The organism is Methylobacterium sp. J-118, from assembly GCF_057836565.1.
In genome coordinates, this window is sequence record NZ_JBYQFA010000001.1 from 4907723 (window position 1) to 4928889 (window position 21167).

A 21167-nucleotide genomic window follows, 5' to 3' on the forward strand; every position below is an offset into this window, starting at 1 on the left:
GAGACCATGACGTTGCGCGGCCTGTCTTCGACCGTCACGGTCACGCCCGGACTCCGCCCATGATCGCCGTCGACGACGGGGTCCCGGCGCCGCTCGGGGCGCATTTCGACGGGCGCGGGGTCAATTTCGCCCTGTTCTCCGAGCACGCCACCGCGGTCGACATCTGCCTATTCGAGCCCGGGGAGCGGCACGAGACCCGCACCGTCCGGCTGCCCGGCCGGACCGACGACGTCTGGCACGGCTACCTGCGCGGGGTGCTGCCGGGGCAGCTCTACGGCTATCGGGTGCACGGCCCCTGGGAGCCGTCCGCCGGCCACCGCTTCAACCCGTCGAAGCTGGTGCTCGACCCCTACGCACGGGAGATCCGCGGCCGGATCCGCTGGCACGACGCCCTCTACGGGCACCGCAGGGGCGGCGAGAGCCGGCGCGAGGACCGGATCGACCGGCGCGACAGCGCGCTTTACATGCCGAAATGCGTGGTCACCGCCCCCGAGGTGCCCGACCTCGCCCTCACGCCCGTGCGCCGGCCGCTCGCCGAGACGGTGGTGTACGAGGCGCACGTCAAGGCGCTGACCCGCACCCATCCGGCCATTCCCGAGGCCGAGCGCGGCACCTACGCGGCGCTCGCCCACCCGGCGATCATCGAGCACCTCGTCAAGCTCGGCATCACAGCCCTGGAGCTGCTGCCGATCCAGGGCTTCGCGGACGACCGCTTCCTGGTCGAGCGGGGCCTCGTCAATTTCTGGGGCTATCAACCGGTGAGCTATTTCGCCCCGGATCCGCGCTACCTGGGGGAGGGCGGGCCCGGCAGCCTGAAGGCGGCGATCCGCGAGCTGAACGCCGCCGGGATCGAGACCTGGCTCGACGTGGTCTACAACCACACCGCCGAGGGCGACCATACCGGGCCGACCCTGGCGTTCCGCGGCATCGACAATGCCAGCTACTACAAGCTCGACCCGGCCGATCCACGCCGCACCATCGACTGCACCGGCTGCGGCAACACCCTCGACGTGAGCCACCCGCGGGTGATGCAGCTGGTGCTGGATTCCCTGCGCCACTGGGTGAGCGCCTACGGCATCGCGGGCTTCCGCTTCGACCTCGCCTCGAGCCTCGGGCGCGCGCCCCTGGCCTTCACCCCGGAGGCGGCCTTCTTCCAGGCGGTGGCGCAGGATCCGGTGCTCGCGCGGGTCAAGATGGTGGCCGAGCCCTGGGATATCGGCGAGGGGGGCTATCAGCTCGGCGGCTATCCGCGCGGCTGGAGCGAGTGGAACGACAAATTCCGCGACGCCATGCGGGGCTTCTGGAAGGGCGATTCCGGCACGCTGGCCAAGGTCACCCAGGGGCTGACCGGCTCGCGCGAGGTGTTCGCGCCGTCCCGGCGCTCGCCGCTGGCCAGCGTCAATTTCATCGCGAGCCACGACGGCTACACCCTCGCCGACACGGTGGCCTACGAGGAGAAGCACAACGCGGCCAACGGCGAGGACAACCGCGACGGCCATAACCACAACGTCAGCCGCAATTACGGCGTCGAGGGCGACACCGACGACCCGGATATCCTGGCCCTGCGCGCCCGCCAGAAGCGCAACATGCTGGCCACCGTGATGCTGGCCCAGGGCGTGCCGATGCTGCTGATGGGCGACGAGCGCTCGCGCAGCCAGGGCGGCAACAACAACGCCTATGCCCAGGACAACCCGACGAGCTGGATGGATTGGAGCACCGATCCGGACCCACACCTCACGGAGTTCGTCGCCAACCTGCTGGCGCTGCGCCGGGCTCAGGCAGCCCTGCGGCGGCGGCGCTTCTTCACCGGCGCGCTGATCGACCGGGGCGAGCCCCTGCGCGACGTGCATTGGCTGGCCCCCGAGGGCACCGAGATGGGGGACCGCCACTGGTCCGACGACGGGCTCCAGGTCTTCGGCATGCAGATCGGCAACGACGGCGAGCCGGGCGACCGCCTGCTGATGCTGTTCAACGCCGGGGCGGGGGCCTGCGACTTCCACCTGGTCCAGGTGGTCGGCGGCCCGTGGAGCCCGGTCTTCGATACGGGGACGCCCACCGGCGCGGTCCCGCCGGATGCTCCGTCCTACGCGGCCGGCGCCGCCGTGCCGCTGCCCGGCCGCACGGTCCTGGTTCTCACGGCGGCAGGCGTAGGGGCGGGCGCGCGGAGCGGGTGGGTGCCGGGGGGTTGAGGGCGGGTTCGACCGCATGATCCCGACCGGATGAGCGGCGAAATCTCCCGTCCTGAGCCTGGCTCCGCGTCGGCGGGGTCCGTTCGGCGATCCTCCGGAGGAACCCGGCAAAGCTTCAGACGCTCCGGCGCGTTTCCGGCCACGCGCGGGGGTGTCGGTCGGATCGGGCACGCCGAACCGTCGAGTCCCGGGCGGATCCGGCGACGGAGCCTCATCCCGCCAGCACCCGCGCCACCTCGGCCTTCAGCACCGGCAGCAGCTCCGCCTCGAACCAGGGCTCACGCTTGAGCCAGCCGTTGTTGCGCCAGGACGGGTGGGGCAGGGGCAGGATTCGGGGGCGGCGCGGCGCGGACAGGATCGCCCGCCAGCGCCGGACCGTGCCGGTCAATCCGCCCTCCGGCTTTCCCAGGTGCCATCCTTGCGCGTACTGGCCGATCACTAGGATCAGGTCGAGATCCGGCAGGCCGGAGAACAGCTCCGCCCGCCAGCGCTCGGCGCATTCCCGGCGCGGCGGCCGGTCGCCGCCCTTGGCGTCGAGGCCGGGGAAGCAGGCGCCCATCGGCACGATGGCGACCTTCGCGGGATCGTAGAACTGCGCCTCGTCCAGGCCGAGCCAGGCGCGCAGCCGAACCCCCGACGGGTCCATGAAGGGCAGGCCGGTGCGATGGGCCCGGGTGCCCGGGGCCTGACTCGCCACGCAGAGGCGGGCGCCGGTGCTGCCCTGCACGATCGGCCGGGGCTCCTGGGGCAGGGGCGGCCCGTAGAGCGGGCTGTCCCGGCAGAGGCGGCAGGCACGCAAGTGGGCGGCGGTGTCTTCGAAGGCGGGCATCGCCCGGAGATGGCGCGGTGCCGCGCAAAAAAGAAACGGCGCGGTGTCGCGCCGCGCCGTCTTCAGTCGGGTCTCTTGCCTTGGGGGAAGGCCCAATCGTTTTACGCCGCCCGAAGCCGCCGGACGGTGCGATTCCTCACGCGCCCTTCACGCCCGACAGGTCGAGGGGCAGCGCGCGCAGGCGTTGGCCGGTGGCGGCGAAGACCGCGTTGGCGATCGCCGGACCCAAAACGGGCACGCCCGGCTCGCCGATCCCGGTGGGCGCCACCTGGCTCGGCACGATGTGCACCTCGACCTTGGGCATCTCGCTCATCCGGGTGGGCGCGTAGGCGTCGAAATTACGCTCCTGCACCCGGCCCTCCTTCAGGGTGATGCGGTTGCGCAGGACCGACGACAGGGCGAAGCCGACCGCGCCCTCGACCTGCGCGCGGATCACATCCGGGTTGACCGGCACGCCGACATCCACCGCCGCCACGATCCGATTGACCCGGATCCCGGCCTCCTGCGCGGTGACGTCGGCCACCATGGCGACGTAGGAGCCGAAGGATTCGTGGACCGCGACCCCGAGGCCGCGGCCCTTCGCCCCAGGCTTCTCCGTCCAGCCGGCCTTGTCGGCGGCGAGCCGGAGCACGTCGGCGAGCCGCGGCGCCTGGGCGAGCAGTGACAGCCGGTAGGCCACCGGATCGACGTTCGCGGCATGGGCCAGCTCGTCGATCATCACCTCCATCACGTGGGCCGTGTGGCTGTGGCCGACCGAGCGCCACCACAGGACCGGCACGCCCTCGCGGCCGTTATGGACGCCGAACCGGTAGGCCGGCAGCGCGTAGGGGGTGTCGGAGGCGCCCTCCACGGTGGTCGAATCGATGCCGTTCTTGACGATCATCGCCTCGAAGGGCGAGCCGATCATGATCGACTTTCCGACCATGACGTGGTCCCAGCCGACCACCGCGCCCTTGGCGTCGATGCCGGCCCGGACCCGGTGCAGTACGGTCGGGCGGTAGTAGCCGCCGGCCATGTCGTCCTCGCGGGTCCAGACGAGGTGGACCGGGGCCTTCTCGCCGTAGGCCTTCAGGATCGTGGCGGCCTCCGCGAGGTAATCGGCGGTGGGGGTCGCCCGGCGGCCGAAGGAGCCGCCGGCCCAGTTGCTGTGCAGCCGCACCCGGTCGGGCGTCACCCCAAGGATCGCCGCCATGGTGGCCTGCTCGATGGTCTGGAACTGGAAGCCCGCGTAGACGTCGTAGCCGCCGTCGGCCGCCCGCTCGATCGTGGCGTTCAGGGGCTCCATCGCCGCGTGGGCGAGGTAGGGGAAGGTGAACTCGGCCTCGATCACCGTGGCGGCCCCCTTGAGCGCCGCCTGCGGGTCGCCGCGCTCGGAGGCCGTCAGGCCGGGGCCCTTGGCGCGCTCCCGGTACTCGGCGAGGATCGCCTCGGACGAGCGGGTCTCGGCGGTGCTCTCGTCCCAGGTGATCGTGAGGGCCTCGCGGCCCTTCATGGCCGCCCAGGTGTCGCGGGCGATCACCGCCACGCCGGTCGGCACCTGCACCACGGCGAGCACCCCGGCGACCTTGCGGGCGGCCGTCGCGTCGAAGGCCTTCACGGTGGCGCCGAAGCGCGGGGCGCGGGCCACCAGGGCGGTCACCTGGTCGGGGCGGCGGATATCCAGGGAGTAGGTGGCCGTGCCGTCGGTCTTGGCCACGGAATCGAGGCGCGGGATCGTCTGGCCGATCAGCCGCCATTCGCTCGGATCCTTGAGCCGCGGCTCCGAGGGCACCGGCAGGGAGGCCGCCGAGGCCGCGAGCTCGCCGAACCGGGCCTGCCGGCCGGACGGCGCGTGGCTGACGACGCCCTTCTCGACCGTGATCTGCGCGACCGGAACCTTCCAGCGGTAGGCGGCCTCCGCCATCAGCATCTCGCGGGCGGCGGCACCGGCCTTGCGCAGCTGGAACCAGGAATTGGCCACCGCGGTGGAGCCGCCGGTGCCCTGGATCGGGCCCATCAGGCTGTTGTTGTAGAGCGTCGCGTCGGCGGGCGCGAACGCGGTGCGGACATTCTTCCAGTCGGCGCCGAGTTCGTCGGCCAGGATCGTGGCGAGGCCAGTGGTGTTCCCCTGGCCCATGTCGAGATGCTTGATCACCACCGTGACGGTGTCGTCCGGGGCGATCCGCACGAAGGCGTTGGGCTGCGCCTTGACGTCGGCGAGGTTCGGGCCGGCGGCGGCGCGGGCGGATTTGGGGTCGAGCCGGAACGCCACCACGAGGGCGCCGGCCCCCGCGAGGAGGCCGCGGCGGCTGGGTCGGGGGGCGGGCAGGCGGCTCGGTCGACGGGCGTTCAGCATGGCGGCGAGGCTCCGGTCAGGACCGCTGGGAGGGGCCGATCAGGGCGAGATCAGGCGAGGCTTCGGGCAGCCTCGTGGATCGCCGCCCGGATCCGCTGGTAGGTGCCGCAGCGGCAGATGTTGCCGTCCATGGCACCGTCGATATCGGCGTCGTTGGGCTTTGCGTTGCCGGACAGGAGGCCGATCGCCGACATGATCTGGCCGGACTGGCAGTAGCCGCACTGGACAACGTCCAGCTTTCGCCATGCCGCCTGGACCGCCTCGGCGACCCGGCCCGACACGCCCTCGATGGTCGTGATCTGCGCGGCACCGACATCGCCCAGCCGTGTCTGGCAGGAGCGAACCGGCTGGCCGTCGAGATGGACCGTGCAGGCGCCGCATTGGGCGATGCCGCAGCCGTATTTCGTGCCGGTGGCGTCGAGCCGGTCGCGCAGGACCCAGAGCAGCGGCATGTCGGGGTCGGCGTCGATCAGGTGTGCGACGCCGTTGACGGTGAGTTTCGGCATGGTCGACACCCTCTCATCGGCGCTGGACGCCGCGGCGTCCGGATTGCGCGCCGCGCGGCACGCTGGGAGCCATGCGCGACGCTAGCGATCGTCACGGCCTGCACGCTGTGCGCCAGCGCACGTCGGGCCGGATGTCCGGCGGTCGCGTCCAGGCCGGAATCCTTAAGATCCGAGCGATGGCGGCAGGTGCTTCTTAACATATCCGCCGCATTCTCGGCGAGCGAATCCCGGCCGGCACCGCCCTTCCCGAGTCTCACCACGCGCATGTCCGATCTCACCGTCGAGATGGTCCAGCGCGGTCGCGGCCCCTCGACGCAGGAGGCCGCCCGCCGCCTCGGGGTCGCCCGCGAGATCCGCTCGGCCCGCGAGAAGCTGACCTCGCAGACCGGCCTCGAACGGGCCTTCGATTACGAGCTGCTGCGCCACTATGCCGAGTACCGGGCCGGGGCCGGCCTCGCGCTGGCGCTGCTCGCGGCGGCGCTCGCCACGGCGGCGACGTTCTGGATCGCGCCGCCGGTCACCGCATCCTGGGCCCTGGCCGTGCTCGTGTTGATCGCGATCAACACCACGTTGAGCCGGCGCTTCCTGCAGGCCGACCCGGCGACGATCCCGCTGGCGCGCTGGCGCCGCCGCTTCCTGATCGGCGAGGTGCTGCAGAGCCTGTCGTGGTCGGCGATGATCGGGCTCGGCGCCACCGGCGGCTGGACCTTCGCGCTGTTCGGCCTCGTCATCGCCTCCGCGGTCACCACCATGCTGGCCGCGACGGTGCCGCTCGCGGCCGTCGCCGCCTTGGTACCGCTGGCGCTGGCCACCGCGTCGCTCGCCGCCTTCTTTCGCGAGATGGACGGGCTCCTCCTCGTCACGATGGCCGGCGGCGCGCAGCTGTTCTTCCTCAGCCTGTCCCGCCGCCTCTACACCTCGACGGTGGGGGCCCTGCGCTCCCGCGCCGAGAAGGACGCGGTGTTCGGCGAGCTGGAGCAGGCCAAGGCCAATTCCGACGAGGCCCGCCGCCGGGCCGAGGAGGCCAACCTCGCGAAGTCGCGGTTCCTGGCCACCATGAGCCACGAGCTGCGCACGCCGCTCAACGCCATCCTGGGCTTCTCGGAGGTGATGAAGAACGAGGTGTTCGGCATCCACACGGCGCCGTCCTACCGGGAATACTCCAACGACATCCACGACAGCGGCATGCACCTCCTCAACCTGATCAACGAGATCCTCGACCTGTCGCGGATCGAGGCGGGGCGCTACGAGCTCAACGAGGAGCCGGTGCAGCTCGCCTACGTGGTGGAGGAGTGCCGCCACATGATGGGTCTGCGCGCCAAGGCAAAGAACCAGACCTTCCACGGGCTGGTCGACGACGCCCTGCCGCGGCTCTGGGCGGACGAGCGGGCCTTGCGCCAGATCGTCCTCAACCTCCTGTCGAACGCCGTGAAGTTCACCCCCCCGGGCGGCGCGATCTGGCTGAAGGTCGGCTGGACCGCCTCGGGCGGGCAATACGTGTCGGTGAAGGATAGCGGCCCCGGCATCCCCGAGGACGAGCTCGGCACGGTCCTGTCGTCGTTCGGCCGCGGCTCCCTGGCGATCAAGACCGCCGAGCAGGGCTCCGGGCTCGGCCTGCCGATCGTGAAGGGTCTGGTGGAACTGCATGGCGGGCAGTTCCAGCTGTCCTCGAAACCCCGCGAGGGCACCGAGGTGGTGGTGACGCTGCCGGCCAGCCGGGTGATGGACACGATGCTGCCCCTCGACCTCGACCCGCAGTCCCCGGCGCCGGCCAAGGGCGCCCTGACCCGGGCGGCCTGACCCGCACGCCGGGGGACCGGTCTCAATCGAGCCCGCCCAGGGCGCAGACCCGGGCCCATTCGGCCTCGGTCACCGGCTGCACCGACAGGCGGGAATTGTTGACCAGGACCATGGCGGAGAGCGCCGGGTCGGCCTTGATCGCGTCCAGCGCCACGGGGCGGGGCATCGCCCGCACGGCCGCCAGGTCGACCATGCCGAAGCGGCCGGTCTCGTCGGTATGGTCGGGGTAGTAGGGGCGGATCACCGCGACGATGCCGACCACCGCCTTGCCCGCGTTCGAGTGATAGAAGAAGCCCTGCTCGCCGACCTGCATGGCCATCAGGTGCTTCTTGGCGAGATGGTTGCGCACGCCGTTCCAGTGCGTCCCGGCTGTCCCGGCCGCGACCTGCTGGTCCCACGACCAGGTCGCGGGCTCGGATTTGAACAGCCAGTGCGCCATCGCCGCGTGTCTCCAGGGCCCCGCCCGTCGCGGCGGCGGGCCCTGCCATAGCCCAGCTTCGTCCCCGGGGAACAGGCCGGATACCGCGCGGGTGCGGCCGGTTGGCGGCCGTCGGGCGGAGGCGCCGGGTCGCGGAACCGGACGCGACTCGGGTTCCGCCGCCGGGGAAAAAGCCGATCTATGTTTGTAGAGATCTTTAAAAATCTGTCATTCGCTGAATATTAAATGATCTTTGCCATCATTACGAACATGATCATGCTCTAACTATCTGTGGTTGTCTTCATGCTCACGGTGGTCGGCTGTTTCGTCGGAGAACACAACCTGTGGCTGGTGGCGCTGGCCGCGCTGGTCTGCACCCTCGCGAGCGTTGCGGCCATCGAGCTGCTGACCCATGCCGTCCGCGCCGGAGGCCGGAGCCGCTACACCTGGCTCGCCGTGGCGGCGGTGGCAGGGGGCTCGGGAATCTGGGCGACGCACTTCCTGGCGATGCTCGCCTACGCGCCGGGGCTGCCGTCGGGCTACGGCGTCGGGTTGACGCTCCTCTCCTACGTCGATGCCGTCGCGATCACCGGCCTCGCCTTCGCGCTGGCCTCGACCGGCGGCCGGATCCGGGCGGCGATCGGCGGCGGCGTGGCGGGCGGCGGCATCGCGGCGATGCACTATACCGGCATGGCCGCCTATCAGGTCCCGGGGCATCTCGTCTGGAACCCCGCGGTGGTGGCGCTCTCGGTGGTCATCGGGAGCGCCCTGGGCGCCGCGGCCCTGGTGGTCGGCCTGTCGGCGGCCGCCTATCGCGGCCGGGCCCTCGGCGCCGGGCTGCTGATGCTGGCGATCTGCGGCCACCATTTCACCGGCATGGGCGCGGTGACCGTCCAGCCGGATCCCGCCGTAGCCATCCCGGAGAGCGCGATCCGGACCGAATGGCTCGCCACCGCCGTGGCGCTGGCGAGCTGCCTGATCCTGCTGCTGGCCGCCGCCGCCCTCGCGCTGGATCTGCGCGAGCGCAAGCGCACCGCGTTCGAGCGCGAACGCCTGCGCAGCCTCGCCAACGCGGCCGTCGAGGGTCTCGTCGTGTGCCGCAGCGGCCAGATCGTCAGCGCCAACGAGGCCTTCGCCCGGCTCACCGGCCTCGACACGGCCGCCCTGGTCGGGACGCGCCTGTCGGTCTACCTGCCGGGCCTCACGGCCGCGGCCGGGACGGCCGACCACCCGATCGAGGCGGAACTCGTCCCGTCGGGCGGGGGGCTCGTCCCCGTGGAGGTGATCCTGCGCCCCTTGGCCGAGTACGGCCGAGAGCCGCACTACGCCGTCGCGGTGCGCGACCTGCGCGCCCGGCGCCGCGCCGAGAGCCAGATCCAGTACCTCGCCCACCACGACGCCCTCACCGGGCTCGCCAACCGCACCAGCTTCCACGCGCGGATCGAGCGCGAGATGCGGGCGGCGGATGCCCTCGGGACCCGGCTCGCCGTGCTGTGCCTCGATCTCGACCGCTTCAAGGAGGTCAACGACCTGTTCGGGCACGCGGCCGGCGACGCGATGCTGCGCGACCTCGCGCTGCGGGTCGGCGGCCTGCTCGACGGCACGCAGCTGATGGCCCGGCTCGGCGGCGACGAGTTCGCCATCCTGACGCCCCAGACCGGCGACTCGGCCGAGCGGCTGGCGGAGCGGATCCTGGCCACGCTCGCGGCGGTGCCGGCGGCCTCCGGCCCGGTGATCGCCACCAGCATCGGCGTCGCGGTCTATCCCGACGACGCCGAGGATCAGCGGGCGCTCCTGAGCTACGCCGACGCCGCCCTGTACCGGGCCAAGGCCGAGGGGCGGGGCACCTGCCGCCGCTACGACGCCAGCATGGGCGCGCAGATCCGCGACCGGCGCATGCTGGAACACGACCTGCGCCAAGCGGTGTCCCGGGGCGAGCTGGAACTCGTCTACCAGCCCCAGACCCAGATCGAGTCCGGCGCGGTGACGGGCTTCGAGGCGCTGCTGCGCTGGCACCATCCGGAGCGCGGGGACGTCTCCCCGTCCCTGTTCGTGCCGATCGCCGAGGAGACCGGCGCGATCCTGGAGATCGGCGCCTGGGTGCTGCGCGAGGCCTGCCGGGCGGCGGCCGGCTGGCCGCAACCCCTGGCGATCGCCGTCAACGTCTCGGCGGTGCAGCTCCACAACCCGCATTTCGTGCAGTTCGTCCACGGCACCCTGTTCGAGACCGGCCTGAAGGCCGAGCGCCTGGAGATCGAGATCACCGAGACCGCGCTGATCCGCGATCCGGCCCGGGCGCTGCTCACCCTGCGCCAGCTCAAGGCGCTGGGCGTGCGGATCGCCATGGACGATTTCGGCACCGGCTACTCGTCCCTGTCGAACCTGCGCTCCTTCCCGTTCGACCGGATCAAGATCGACCGCTCGTTCATCAAGGCGGTCCACAGCAACGCGCAGGGGGCCGCGATCGTGCGCTCCGTGCTCGGCCTGGGGCGGGGCCTCGGGCTCGCCGTGGTGGCCGAGGGGGTGGAGACGGCCGAGGAACTGTCCTTCCTGGCGCAGGAGAATTGCACCCTCGCCCAGGGCTACCTGCTGGGCCGTCCCGCGCCGATCGCGCGCTTCGCCGCCCACACCCACGGGCCCGGGCCGGAGCGAGCGGCCTCCGTGGCGTGAGATTCTCACCCATCGAACCGGGTTCCCAAAGGGCTGAGCCCTTCGGCGGGGCTCGGGGACGGAGCCCCCGCGTCGCCACCCGGGCGGCCCGGGCCCCACACGGGGTCCCGGACCTTCGGGAACCCTAATCGGTCTCGCCGCGCAGCGGCCGGGCGAGCAGGCCGGCGATCACGTCCTCGACGCCGGCCCGGCCCGACACGATCGCCGCGACGGCCTGGGCCACCGGCATCTCGATCCCCCGGGCCGCCGCCAATCCGGCGAGCGCCGCCGCCGTGAAGGCGCCCTCGGCGAGCTTGCCGCCGGCGGCCTCCGCCGGGGCCGCCCCGGCACCGAGCCGCTGCCCGAAGGCGAAGTTGCGCGATTGCGGCGAGGAGGCGGTGAGCACGAGATCGCCGAGGCCCGAGAGCCCCATCAGCGTCTCCGGCCGGCCGCCGAAGGCCCGGGCGAAGCGCATCAATTCGGCGAAGGCCCGGGCGATCAGGGCCGCCCGGGCGCTCTCGCCGAGCCCCCGTCCCGCCACGATCCCGCAGGCGATGGCCAGCACGTTCTTGCCGGCGCCGCCGATCTCGACGCCGCGCACGTCGTCGGTGTGGTAGAGCCGGACGCTCGGGCCCGAGAGCAGGGCGCAGAGCGACGCGGCGAGGCCGGGATCGGCCGCCGCCAGGGTCACGGCGGTGGGCAGGCCACGGGCGACGTCGGCCGCGAAGCTCGGGCCGGACAGGACCGCCACCGGTGTTCCCGGCGGCAGGACCGCCTCGGCCACCGCGCTCAGAAAGCTGTCGCTGCCGCGCTCGATCCCCTTGGCGCAGAGGATCACCGGACCGGCCGTGGCGAGGGGCCCGCGCAGGTCCTCGAGCACGCCGCGCACGGTCTGGGCCGGCACGACCAGCAGGGTCGCCCGGGCGCCGGCGAGTGTTTCGGAGAGCGCCGTCGCGTGGATCCGGGCATGGAGCGGCACGCCCGGCAGATAGCGCGGATTCTCACGCTCGGCCTGGAGCTTGGCCGCGGCCTCCGGGTCGCGCAGCCACAGGGTCACGGGGTGTCCGGCGGCCGCGGCGGCGTTGGCCAGCGCCGTCCCCCAGGCGCCGCCGCCGACGACGTTGATCGGTGCGCTCATGGGGCCTCCCCGGTGAGGTCGAGCCGGTCGGGCGCTTGGCCGCGCGGCGGGCCCGCCGCCCCGGCGATCTTGCCGCGCCAGGCCAGGGAGCGCCGATTCAACAGGGCGAGATCGGCGGTCCCGTCGAGGACCGCCTCGCCCAGGGCGATCGCCGCCTCCAGCCGATCCAGCGGCATGTTGGCGTGGGCGGGCGGGCGGACATGGTCGCGCCAGGGGCCGCCGCAGGCGTTGTCGAGGAGGATGCGGGCGAAGCAATGGTCCAGCCGCACCGGCCAGTCCGGGCGGGCGGCCCCGGGCAGGCGGCGCGCGACCAGGTCCCGCCACTGCGCGCGCCGGTCCGCGTCGGTCATCCGGCCGGGACCGCGTCCCGGGCCGGGTCGGCGGCGAGCGGCCAGCGGGGCCGGGCCGGCGCCGTCAGGTCGTCCACGAGCCCGAGCCGCAGGCGCTCCAGCCCGGCCCAGGCGATCATGGCGCCGTTGTCGCCGCAGAGCGGCAGGGGCGGGGCCACGAAGTCCAGGCCCGCCTCCCCGGCCAAAGCCGCCAGCGCCCGCCGGATGGCACCGTTGGCCGCGACGCCGCCGGCCGCCACCAGGGCGGTCGGCCGGCCGGCGACCCCCGAGAAGGCCCGCAGCGCCACCCGGGCGCGGTCCACCACCACGTCGACCACGGCGGCCTGGAAGCCCGCGCACAGGTCGGCGACGTCGCGCTCGGCGAGTGGCGCAATCCGCTCGGCCTCGATCCGCAGGGCGGTCTTGAGCCCCGACAGGGAGAAATCCGCCTCGCGCCGGCCGAGCATCGGCCGGGGCAGGGCGAAGCGCTCGGGGTCGCCCGATTCGGCCATGCGCTCGACCTCGGGGCCGCCGGGATAGCCGAGGCCCAGGAGCTTGGCGGCCTTGTCGAAGGCCTCGCCGATGGCGTCGTCCACCGTGGAGCCGAGGCGCACGTAATCGCCGACGCCGCGCACGGCCACGAGCTGGGTGTGGCCGCCCGAGGCGAGGAGCAGGAGGTAGGGGAAGGCGATCCCGTCGGTCAGCCGCGCGGTGAGCGCGTGGGCCTCCAGGTGGTTCACGGCGAGCAGGGGCTTGCGGGTCACCAGCGCCAGGGTCTTGGCGGTGACGAGGCCGACCAGCACGCCGCCGATCAGCCCGGGCCCGGCCGCCACCGCGATCCCGTCGAGGTCGGGGAAGCCGATCCCGGCCCGGTCGAGGGCGCGGGCGATCAGCCGGTCGAGCACCTCGACATGGGCGCGGGCGGCGATCTCGGGCACGACGCCGCCATAGGCGGCGTGCTCGGCGATCTGGCTCAGCACCTCGTTGGCGCGGATCTGCCCGACGCCATCCTCGTCGATGGAGACCACGGCGGCGGCGGTCTCGTCGCAGGTGGTCTCGATGCCGAGCACGGTCTTCACGGGGCGTCCCCTCTGTCAGCGGCCTGCCGGGACGGCGTAGTCCGGGCACCGGGCCGGTGCAATGCCGGCCCGGTGCCGGGGCCGCTCAGTCGACGGCGACCATCACGTCGGAGGCCTTGATCACCGCGTAGGCCGGGCCGCCCGCGACGAGCTTGAGGGCGTCGACCGATTCGTTGGTGATCGAGGCGGTCACCACCTGGCCGGGGCTGATCTCGATCTTCACGTGGGCCGTGGTCGCCCCCTTGTCGATGGACACGACGGTGCCCTTGATGACGTTGCGCGCGCTGATCTTCATGCTCTGGCCCGAACTCCGCGAACCGCCCGGGGGGCGGCTTCGGGGGCGGTTCCTACAGCATGACGGCGTCCGGCGCGACCGGTTCAGCGCGGGTCGTCCTCCGGGTCGCCCCCCGCCTCCGGGTCGGCCTCCGGGACGGGGGCGGCGCCCCAGGCGGCGAGCGCGGCGTTGAGGTCGTCGAGGACGAAGTGCCGGGCGCTGTCCCGGTCGTAGCCCTCCGCCAGGAGGTCGTCGTAGTCGGTGAAGACGTGGCGGGCATAGGCGACGAGGGCGAGGCGTGCAGCGGTCCCGGGGGTGGCCCCGCGCAGGCCCGGGCTCGCCAGCGCCCGGCCGAGGACGGAATCGGCCTCGAAGTCAGGCAGGCGCGGGGCGAGGTGGGCGAGGGCATCGGCCACGGCCTCGCGGCGGTTCACGGGCGGCGACGGGACATCGTTCATCGGGCGTGCGGTCGTCCGGGGGGCGATCCTGCGGGGTGCAAACCTGCGGGATGCGATCCTGCGGGCCGCATGATTTCATCACGCGGATCGGTTAAGGTCACCCGGAGAAGAAGGCGGGGGCGACGAACGATCCCCCGCCGGGGAGAGAGCAGGTCCATGGCAGTTCTTCGTCACGCGGTGATCCTGGGCCTCCTGCTCGGGACGGCGCCGGCCCTGGCGCAGAGCCCGGTTGCCAGCGTCGCCCCGGGCGCAGGCGCGAACACGGTGCCGAACGCGGCCCCGGCCGGCGGTCGCCGCCTCACGGCCACGGGGCAGACCAAGCCGCCCCCCGCCTCTCCCGCGGCTCCGCCGACGCCCGTGAACGAGGCCGAGATGATCAAGGCCCAGAAGGCCGCGGAGGCCCGCTCGAAGGCCTGGGACGGCCGGATGCGCAACACGATGGGCTCGATCTGCCACGGCTGCTGAGCCCGAAACGCGGAGGGGCCGCCCGATCCGGGCAGCCCCTCCGTGGCGATCATCTCCGGGGAGACCTTAGCGGGAGTAGAACTCGATGACGAGGTTCGGCTCCATCTGAACGGGGTAGGGCACCTCGGACAGGCTGGGGATGCGGGTGACGCGGGCGGTCATCTTGGCGTGGTCGGCCTCGATGTAGTCCGGCACGTCGCGCTCGGGGAGCTGGCTCGCCACGATGACGATCTCGAGCTGGCGGGAGGATTCCTTGACCTCGATCAGGTCGCCGGCCTTCACTTGGTAGCTCGGGATGTTGACCCGCACGCCGTTGACCTTGACGTGGCCGTGGTTGACGAACTGGCGCGCCGCGAACGGGGTCGCCACGAACTTCGCCCGGTAGACCACGGCGTCCAGGCGCCGCTCGAGCAGGCCGACGAGGTTCTCGCCGGAATCGCCGCGCAGGCGGATCGCCTCGGCGTAGTAGCGGCGGAACTGCTTCTCGGTGATGTTGCCGTAATAGCCCTTGAGCTTCTGCTTGGCGCGCAGCTGCGTGCCGAAGTCGCTCATCTTGCCCTTGCGGCGCTGGCCGTGCTGGCCGGGGCCGTATTCGCGGCGGTTGACGGGGCTCTTCGGGCGGCCCCAGATGTTCTGGCCCATGCGGCGGTCGAGCTTGTGCTTCGCCTGAATCCGCTTCGACATGTATTCGCGTCCTCTCGGTATCGAGATTGAGGAACGCGCCCTCCTCTTCCCGGACGCTCACGGTCCGGGACGACAGGGCGGGAGGATCCCGCCCACGGGTGCGCGTGAAAACGCGACGGGGCCCCGTTGAGGAGCCCCGTCGACGGCCGGTTCCATACGGGAGGCGCGCCGCTGGGTCAACCGCCGCCCGCTCAGCCCATCTCCTCCCAGGTCACCCGCCCGACGCCGGGCAGACCGCGCAGGCGCTCGACGAGGCCCAGGGACCACGCCGCCGCCTCTCTCCCCCGGTAGGCCCCGATGCAGCGCAGGCTTGCCGCCTCGGCATCCGCCTCCAGCACGCGCGAGCGGATCCCGAGGCCGGCACCGGCGAGGACCTTCAGGAGCGTCGCGTGGGAGGTCGTGCGGGGGTCGAACGCGACGGTCATCGTGCCGTAGCTGCGCTGCCTGAGCGCCCGCTCGACCCATCCCAGCCCCTGCAGGGTGGCGAGGGTCGCGCCGGTGGCGCACAGGCCGAGCCGCCAGGCCCCGGCGCCGAAGCACAGGCCGATCACGGTCACCAGCCAGACGGTCGCCGCCGTCGTCACCCCGCGGACGATGTTGCCCTGCTTCAGGATCGTGCCGGCGCCGATGAAGCCGATCCCGGCTAGGACGCCCTGCGCGAGCCGCATCAGGTCGAGCTTGAACAGGCCATTGCCGGTCTGGCCGGTCTCCACGAGCAGCCAGTTGCCGAGCTGCATCGCCGTGCAGGCGGCGACGCAGATCAGCACGTGCGTGCGCAGGCCGGCGGGGTGGCCGAGCTCCTCGCGGTTCCACCCGAGCAGGGCGGCCGCGCCGAAGCTCAGGGCGAGCCGGATGAGGAAGGTCTCGATGGTCGGGTCGGCGAGCATGGCGGGACAGGAAGGCCGATCTAGAGGAAGGGCGCGAGGCGCTCGTCGCGGGCGACGTCGCGGCAATGATCGAGGTAACCGCTCTGATGGAGGCCCATCAGCGTCGTGACGGACGACCACAGCCAGTGCGGGGCGGGCCCGTCCCAGCCCCCCTCCTCGACCTGCCGCCGCCACGCGGCGCGCGCCTCCGGCGCGAGCTGCCGGCCGTGGGCGCGGCCGACCACGACGGCGAGGCTTCTGGCCACGCGCACGCCCTCGCCCTTGGAGAACTGCTCGGCGACGATCTTGAGGTCCTGCGGCAGCAGGGCGCGCACGATCACCGGGGTCGCGCCGATGTGCCCGGCAATCATCCGCTCGCCGAGCGCCGGGGACAGGGCCCGGGCGCCCGCCACGACGCGGTGCGCGGGATCGACGGGGATCGTGGCGCCGGGCACCAGCGGCGCGAGATGCGGCACCGCCTCCTTCACGTCGATCAGCGCCACCCGCGCCCGGTCGTGTGCGCCTTCGATGCGGACGAGGGCCGCGAGGCGCATCCGGCCCAGCGAGCTGCAGCCCTTGATCCAGAAGGCGGCATCGACGAGGTCGATCCGCGCTTCCGCGTCGAGGCCGAGGACCCGCCGGGCGAAGGCGGGTTCGCGCAGGAGCGCCTCGACCCCCGCGTGCTCCCCGGGCTGGAGATCGAGGAAGCGCTTGCCCCGGGGAAGCCGTGCGGATTTACCCCGCAGCCGCTCCTTCGACAGGTGGCGCCAGCGCCGGCCATGGGCGAGGCGACGGGTCGTGGCAACGATCACCGAATCCGCGTCCGGGACGCCGGTCTCGTCCGGATCGGACAGGCCCGCGGCGTAGCCCTCGGCGATCGCCCGGATCATCCGCGCGACCACGAGGCCGGACAGCGGTGCCGTGAGTCCGGCCGTCACGAGGGAGAGGGTGAGCCGGACGAGGTCGAAGGCCGGGTTGCCGACGACGCTCTGGTCGAGATCCCGGATCTGCATCCGAACCCGACCCTCGGCATCGGCCAGGGCGCCGATGTTGCCGAGGTGGCAATCCCCGCAGATCCAGACCGGCGGCCCCTCTGGCAGGGTGCCGGGCGGAAACTGCGCCACCCATTCGTAGAACCGGGCCGTCGAGCCGCGCACATAGGCGAGCGGCGAGGCCGCGATCTTGCACAGGCGCCGGCTCCGCAACAGCTCGGCCTCACGGCCGTCATCGGACCGGACATGGATGTTCATCGCGCGTGTGGGCTCTCGTGCATGATGGGCGCCGCATTGCCGCGCGGCGGGGTCGGCAGCCGCCTCGGCGGCCACGGTGTCATGAAACCGTCATCTCGAAGACGGTTTCCCCATCCGACACTAAATTCCCTTTCACAGGGGCGGAGCGGGTTCGCGACCCGGGACCGCCGACACGGGTGCGCGTGGAACGCGACGTGGACCCACGCGGAGCCCATCGACGGGCGGGCCTTCAGGGGATGGACGCGTCCGGGTCAACCACCGGGGGATTCAGGATGGATGGAACGGTCGCGATCCGGCGCGGGGCGCCAGCGGACGCGGAGGCGATCCGGGCGCTGGTCGAGGCGGCCTACACCAAGTGGATCCCGGTGATCGGCCGCCTGCCGACGCCGATGCGGGCGGATTACCGCGACGCCCTCCGGCACCACCGCTTCGACCTTCTGCAGGTCGGCGACGCGTTGGCTGCGCTGATCGAGACGACGGGGGAGGGCGACCACCTGCTGGTCGTCAACGTGGCGGTGCATCCGGCCTTCCAGGGGCGGGGCTTCGGCACCCGCCTCCTGGGACTGGCCGAGTCGATCGCCGCCGGGGCGGGGCTTGCGCGGCTCAGGCTCTACACAAACAAAAAATACGTCGCGAATCTGCGCCTCTACGGGTCGCTCGGCTACCGGGTGGAGCGGGAGGAACCCTATGACGGCCCGGGCCGGACCCGGGACGACGACGTCACCGTGCATATGGTCAGGGACTTGGCGTGAGCGGCTCGGCGATCGATCCCGCCGTCGTCGCGAGGGCAGCCAAGGGGCCCAGGGCGGCGCGCCCGTACTGAGCGAAGCGCGGCCGGATGGGTTCGCTCCGCCCGCACGGACGGCAGGTCCACGTCCTGCGGCGCCAGGACAGCTTGCCCCTCAGGTCACCACGCTCGGCTCGGCCCGGCCGGTGCGGGGCTCGGTTTCCGCAAGGGCTCGGGCCGCGGCCACGACCGGCGCCAGGACCTCGGCCACGGGCAGGTCGAGCCGGTCCGGGGCGTTCTCGTAGCGCTCCAGATAGACCCGCAGCGTCGCCCCGGCGGTGCCGGTCCCCGAGAGCCGGAACACGGCGCGTGCGTCCTCGGCGAAGCCGATCCGGATGCCCTGGCGCTCGGTCAGCGAGCCGTCCACCGGATCGCGATAGGCGAACTCGTCGGCGGTCGAGACCGTGAGGTCGCCGATCCGGGTCCCCGGCAGCCCGGCGAGCTTTTCACGGAGCGCGTCCATCAGGCCGTTAGCGGCGTCCGCATCCACCTCCTCGTAGTCGTGGCGGGCGTAGTAGTCGCGGCCGTAGGTCCGCCAATGCGCCCGCACCAGGGCGTCGGCGCGCGCGCCCGTGGCCGCCAGGATGTTGAGCCAGAGCAGCACCGCCCAGAGCCCGTCCTTCTCGCGCACGTGGTTCGAGCCGGTGCCGGCGCTCTCCTCGCCGCACAGGGTGATCAGCCCGGCATCCAAGAGATTGCCGAAGAACTTCCAGCCGGTGGGCGTCTCGTAGGCCCGGATGCCCAAAGCCGCCGCGACCCGGTCGGCGGCGCGGCTGGTGGGCATGGAGCGCGCGACGCCGGCGAGCCCGCCCGCATAGCCCGGCGCCCGGTGGGCGTGGGCGGCCAGCAGCGCGAGGCTGTCGCTCGGCGTCACGAACAGGCCCGGGGCCACGATCATGTTGCGGTCGCCGTCGCCGTCCGAGGCGGCGCCGAAATCCGGGGCGTCGGGACCCTGCATCAGCTCGAACAGGTCGTGGCAATGGACCGGGTTCGGATCCGGGTGGTGGCCGCCGAAATCTTCCTTCGGGATCGCGTTGACCACCGTCCCCCGAGGCGCGCCGAGCATGCCCTCCAGGATCGCGGTCGCGTAGGGGCCGGTCACCGCGCTCATGGCGTCGAAGCGCATGCGGAAGCCGGAGGCGAACAGGCGCGACACCGCGTCGAAGTCGATCAGCGTGCGCATCAGCGCCGCGTAATCGGCCACCGGGTCGATCACCGTCACCGTCATGGCGCCGAGCTTAGTCTCGCCGAGGGTATCGAGGTCGAGGTCGGGGGCCTCGACGAGGCGGTATTCGGTCAGCGCCCTGGCCCGCGCGAAGATCGCGTCGGTGACGGATTCGGGTGCCGGGCCGCCGTTGGCGGCGTTGAACTTGATGCCGAAATCGCCCTCCGGGCCGCCCGGGTTGTGGCTCGCCGACAGGACGATGCCGCCGAGCGCCTTGGATTTCCGGATCACGCACGAGGCGGCGGGCGTCGAGAGCAGGCCGCCTTGCCCGACCAGGACCCGGCCGAAGCCGTTGCCGGCGGCCAGCCGCAGCGTCGTCTGGACCACCTCCCGGTTGAGGAACCGGCCGTCGCCGCCGAGCACGAGGGTGGCGCCGGCCTTGTCGGGCAGGGTGTCGAAGATCGCCTGGACGAAGTTCTCGACGTAGTTCGGCTGCCGGAACACCGGCACCTTCTTGCGCAGGCCGGAGGTGCCCGGCTTCTGGTCGGGGAAGGGGGTGGTCGTGACGGTGGTCGGAGTCGTCATGGGCGGGCGTCTCCCGGGATCTCCCGCCTCCATGCCCGCCCGGAGGCGCGGCGTCACGCGTTCCGGCGACAGGGGCGGGTATTTTTCACGCGCTTTGACCGGATCGGGCGACGGAACCGGCGGCCTGTCGGCCGGCCCGCGCCCCGGGGCGTTGCGCCGGCCGGCATCGGTGGGTTGAATCGGTCGAGCCGCCGGCCAAGGCGGACGGGAGAACGCCATGTCGGACAGATCACAGCAGACGCCGCCGGGTGGGGCGCAGCCGGTCAGGGGCCTGCCGCGCCGCCACCTCGTCGGAGCCCTCGCCGCCGGGATGGCGGTGGCGGCCGCGCCGGTCGCGGCGGCGGCCCCGTCGGGCCGGCTGGAGACGGAGGAATTCCGCCTGCCCTGGAGCGAGCCGGGCGTCGAGATCTACGTGCGCAACAAGCGCCCCGCCGGGATCGATCGGTTCCCGGGCGACCGGATCCTGCTCTACGTCCACGGCGCGACCTATCCGGCCTCCACCGCCTTCGACCTGCCGCTCGGCGGGATGTCGGCCATGGACTATCTCGCGGGGCTGGGGTTCGACGTCTACCTCGTGGACCTGCCGGGCTACGGCCTGTCGGGACGCCCGGCCGCGATGGACGCGCCGGCCTCGGACAACGCGCCCTTCATGCGGACCCCCGACTCCGCCAAGGTTGTCGGACAGGTCGTGGACTTCATCACCAAGCGGCGCGGCGTCGAAAGAATCGACCTGATGGGCTGGTCCTGGGGGACCTCGACCATGGGCCTCTACACCAGCACCCACAACGACCGGGTCAACCGGCTCGTTCTCTATGCGCCGCAATGGCTGGCGCGCACGCCGGCCCTGATCGGCGGCAACGGGCCGCTCGGCGCCTATCGCAGCGTCAGCCGGGACAGCGCCCGGGCGCGCTGGCTGACCGGCGTGCCCGAGGACAAGACGGCCGACCTGATCCCGCCCGGCTGGTTCGATCTCTGGGCCGACGCGACCTTCGCCACCGATCCGGTCGGCGCGAAGCAGACCCCGCCGGTCCTGCGCGCGCCGAACGGCGTCGTCGCCGACTCGAAGGCGTACTGGCAGGCCGGCAAGCCGCTCTACGACCCGGGCGACATCCGCGTCCCCGTGCTGATCATCCACGCCGAGTGGGACGCGGATCTGCCGAGCTACCAGGCCCAGGAATACTTCACCAAGCTCACGCACGCCCCCTACAAGCGCTTCGTCGAACTGGGGGAGGGCACCCACACGGTGATGATGGAGAAGAACCGCATGCAGTTCCTCCACGCGGTCGGGGCGTTCCTCACGGAGGCGGATCCGCAGGCGCTGAACTGACGGCTTCTCGTTCGCCGCGCCTTGATCCCGGGCG

Annotated in this window: 18 protein-coding genes and 1 pseudogene; 6 read left to right on the forward strand and 13 right to left on the reverse strand. The window is 72.4% G+C overall.

The window, feature by feature from the left end; translation table 11 throughout:
• Positions 1–59 precede the first annotated feature (59 nt).
• A complete protein-coding gene (gene glgX / locus AC3IF3_RS24040; protein WP_489230560.1) occupies positions 60–2189 on the forward strand; it encodes a glycogen debranching protein GlgX in 2130 nt (709 codons plus the stop codon).
• A 211-nt stretch (positions 2190–2400) separates the two neighbouring features.
• Here the strand turns inward: glgX and AC3IF3_RS24045 are convergent, their stop codons facing one another.
• The 3 genes from AC3IF3_RS24045 to AC3IF3_RS24055 all read right to left on the reverse strand — a co-directional run bounded on the left by AC3IF3_RS24045 (position 2401) and on the right by AC3IF3_RS24055 (position 5859).
• Entirely contained in the window at positions 2401–3018 is a 618-nt protein-coding gene (locus AC3IF3_RS24045) for a uracil-DNA glycosylase family protein (protein WP_489230561.1), read from the reverse strand.
• A gap of 136 nt (positions 3019–3154) precedes the next feature.
• On the reverse strand, positions 3155–5353 hold the full coding sequence (locus AC3IF3_RS24050; RefSeq protein WP_489230562.1) for a xanthine dehydrogenase family protein molybdopterin-binding subunit: 2199 nt from the start codon (positions 5351–5353) through the stop codon (positions 3155–3157).
• A 50-nt stretch (positions 5354–5403) separates the two neighbouring features.
• On the reverse strand, positions 5404–5859 hold the full coding sequence (locus AC3IF3_RS24055; protein WP_489218558.1) for a (2Fe-2S)-binding protein: 456 nt from the start codon (positions 5857–5859) through the stop codon (positions 5404–5406).
• A 264-nt stretch (positions 5860–6123) separates the two neighbouring features.
• Here AC3IF3_RS24055 and AC3IF3_RS24060 point away from each other — a divergent pair, with 264 nt between their 5' ends.
• On the forward strand, positions 6124–7659 hold the full coding sequence (locus tag AC3IF3_RS24060) for a sensor histidine kinase (protein WP_489218559.1): 1536 nt from the start codon (positions 6124–6126) through the stop codon (positions 7657–7659).
• A gap of 22 nt (positions 7660–7681) precedes the next feature.
• Here the strand turns inward: AC3IF3_RS24060 and AC3IF3_RS24065 are convergent, their stop codons facing one another.
• Complete coding sequence (locus tag AC3IF3_RS24065) at positions 7682–8098, reverse strand: EVE domain-containing protein (protein ID WP_243973719.1); 417 nt, start codon at positions 8096–8098, stop codon at positions 7682–7684.
• Positions 8099–8380: 282 nt separating this feature from the next.
• Here AC3IF3_RS24065 and AC3IF3_RS24070 point away from each other — a divergent pair, with 282 nt between their 5' ends.
• Entirely contained in the window at positions 8381–10747 is a 2367-nt protein-coding gene (locus tag AC3IF3_RS24070) for a bifunctional diguanylate cyclase/phosphodiesterase (RefSeq protein ID WP_489230563.1), read from the forward strand.
• Between the two features lie 124 nt (positions 10748–10871).
• On the opposite strand, the gene AC3IF3_RS24075 is transcribed toward AC3IF3_RS24070, so the two are convergent.
• From AC3IF3_RS24075 to AC3IF3_RS24095, 5 genes and pseudogenes are all read right to left on the reverse strand, one after another.
• Positions 10872–11864 carry an NAD(P)H-dependent glycerol-3-phosphate dehydrogenase gene (locus AC3IF3_RS24075; protein WP_489230564.1) on the reverse strand — a complete coding sequence of 331 codons (993 nt, stop codon included), beginning with the start codon at positions 11862–11864 and terminating at the stop codon, positions 10872–10874.
• A 47-nt stretch (positions 11865–11911) separates the two neighbouring features.
• A pseudogene (locus AC3IF3_RS24080) lies at positions 11912–12214 on the reverse strand (GNAT family N-acetyltransferase); the annotation flags it as partial.
• Positions 12211–13272, reverse strand: a complete 1062-nt coding sequence (tsaD, locus tag AC3IF3_RS24085) for a tRNA (adenosine(37)-N6)-threonylcarbamoyltransferase complex transferase subunit TsaD (RefSeq protein ID WP_243973716.1) — start codon at positions 13270–13272, stop codon at positions 12211–12213. The pseudogene AC3IF3_RS24080 and the gene tsaD, both read right to left, overlap by 4 nt.
• Before the next feature lie 85 nt (positions 13273–13357).
• Positions 13358–13567, reverse strand: a complete 210-nt coding sequence (locus AC3IF3_RS24090; protein WP_243973715.1) for a TOBE domain-containing protein — start codon at positions 13565–13567, stop codon at positions 13358–13360.
• 83 nt (positions 13568–13650) lie between these two features.
• Entirely contained in the window at positions 13651–14004 is a 354-nt protein-coding gene (locus tag AC3IF3_RS24095; RefSeq protein WP_489230565.1) for a DUF2293 domain-containing protein, read from the reverse strand.
• A 156-nt stretch (positions 14005–14160) separates the two neighbouring features.
• Between AC3IF3_RS24095 and AC3IF3_RS24100 the strand changes: the two genes are divergently transcribed.
• Positions 14161–14469 carry a hypothetical protein gene (locus tag AC3IF3_RS24100; RefSeq protein WP_489230567.1) on the forward strand — a complete coding sequence of 103 codons (309 nt, stop codon included), beginning with the start codon at positions 14161–14163 and terminating at the stop codon, positions 14467–14469.
• Between the two features lie 66 nt (positions 14470–14535).
• On the opposite strand, the gene rpsD is transcribed toward AC3IF3_RS24100, so the two are convergent.
• From rpsD to AC3IF3_RS24115, 3 genes are all read right to left on the reverse strand, one after another.
• Positions 14536–15153, reverse strand: coding sequence for a 30S ribosomal protein S4 (rpsD, locus tag AC3IF3_RS24105; RefSeq protein ID WP_243973712.1), 618 nt, complete (start codon positions 15151–15153; stop codon positions 14536–14538).
• Positions 15154–15344: 191 nt separating this feature from the next.
• Positions 15345–16040, reverse strand: coding sequence for an MgtC/SapB family protein (locus AC3IF3_RS24110; RefSeq protein WP_489218564.1), 696 nt, complete (start codon positions 16038–16040; stop codon positions 15345–15347).
• Positions 16041–16060: 20 nt separating this feature from the next.
• Positions 16061–17344: a DUF2252 family protein gene (locus AC3IF3_RS24115; protein WP_489230569.1), complete on the reverse strand. Its 1284-nt coding sequence runs from the start codon at positions 17342–17344 to the stop codon at positions 16061–16063.
• 197 nt (positions 17345–17541) lie between these two features.
• Here AC3IF3_RS24115 and AC3IF3_RS24120 point away from each other — a divergent pair, with 197 nt between their 5' ends.
• Positions 17542–18021 carry a GNAT family N-acetyltransferase gene (locus tag AC3IF3_RS24120; RefSeq protein WP_489230570.1) on the forward strand — a complete coding sequence of 160 codons (480 nt, stop codon included), beginning with the start codon at positions 17542–17544 and terminating at the stop codon, positions 18019–18021.
• A 150-nt stretch (positions 18022–18171) separates the two neighbouring features.
• Here AC3IF3_RS24120 and AC3IF3_RS24125 read toward each other — a convergent pair whose 3' ends face one another.
• Positions 18172–19806 (reverse strand): alpha-D-glucose phosphate-specific phosphoglucomutase, encoded by a 1635-nt coding sequence (locus AC3IF3_RS24125; protein ID WP_489230571.1) that lies wholly within the window; start codon positions 19804–19806, stop codon positions 18172–18174.
• Positions 19807–20023: 217 nt separating this feature from the next.
• Between AC3IF3_RS24125 and AC3IF3_RS24130 the strand changes: the two genes are divergently transcribed.
• Positions 20024–21133, forward strand: coding sequence for an alpha/beta hydrolase (locus AC3IF3_RS24130; protein WP_489230572.1), 1110 nt, complete (start codon positions 20024–20026; stop codon positions 21131–21133).
• The last annotated feature ends 34 nt before the right edge of the window (positions 21134–21167 follow it).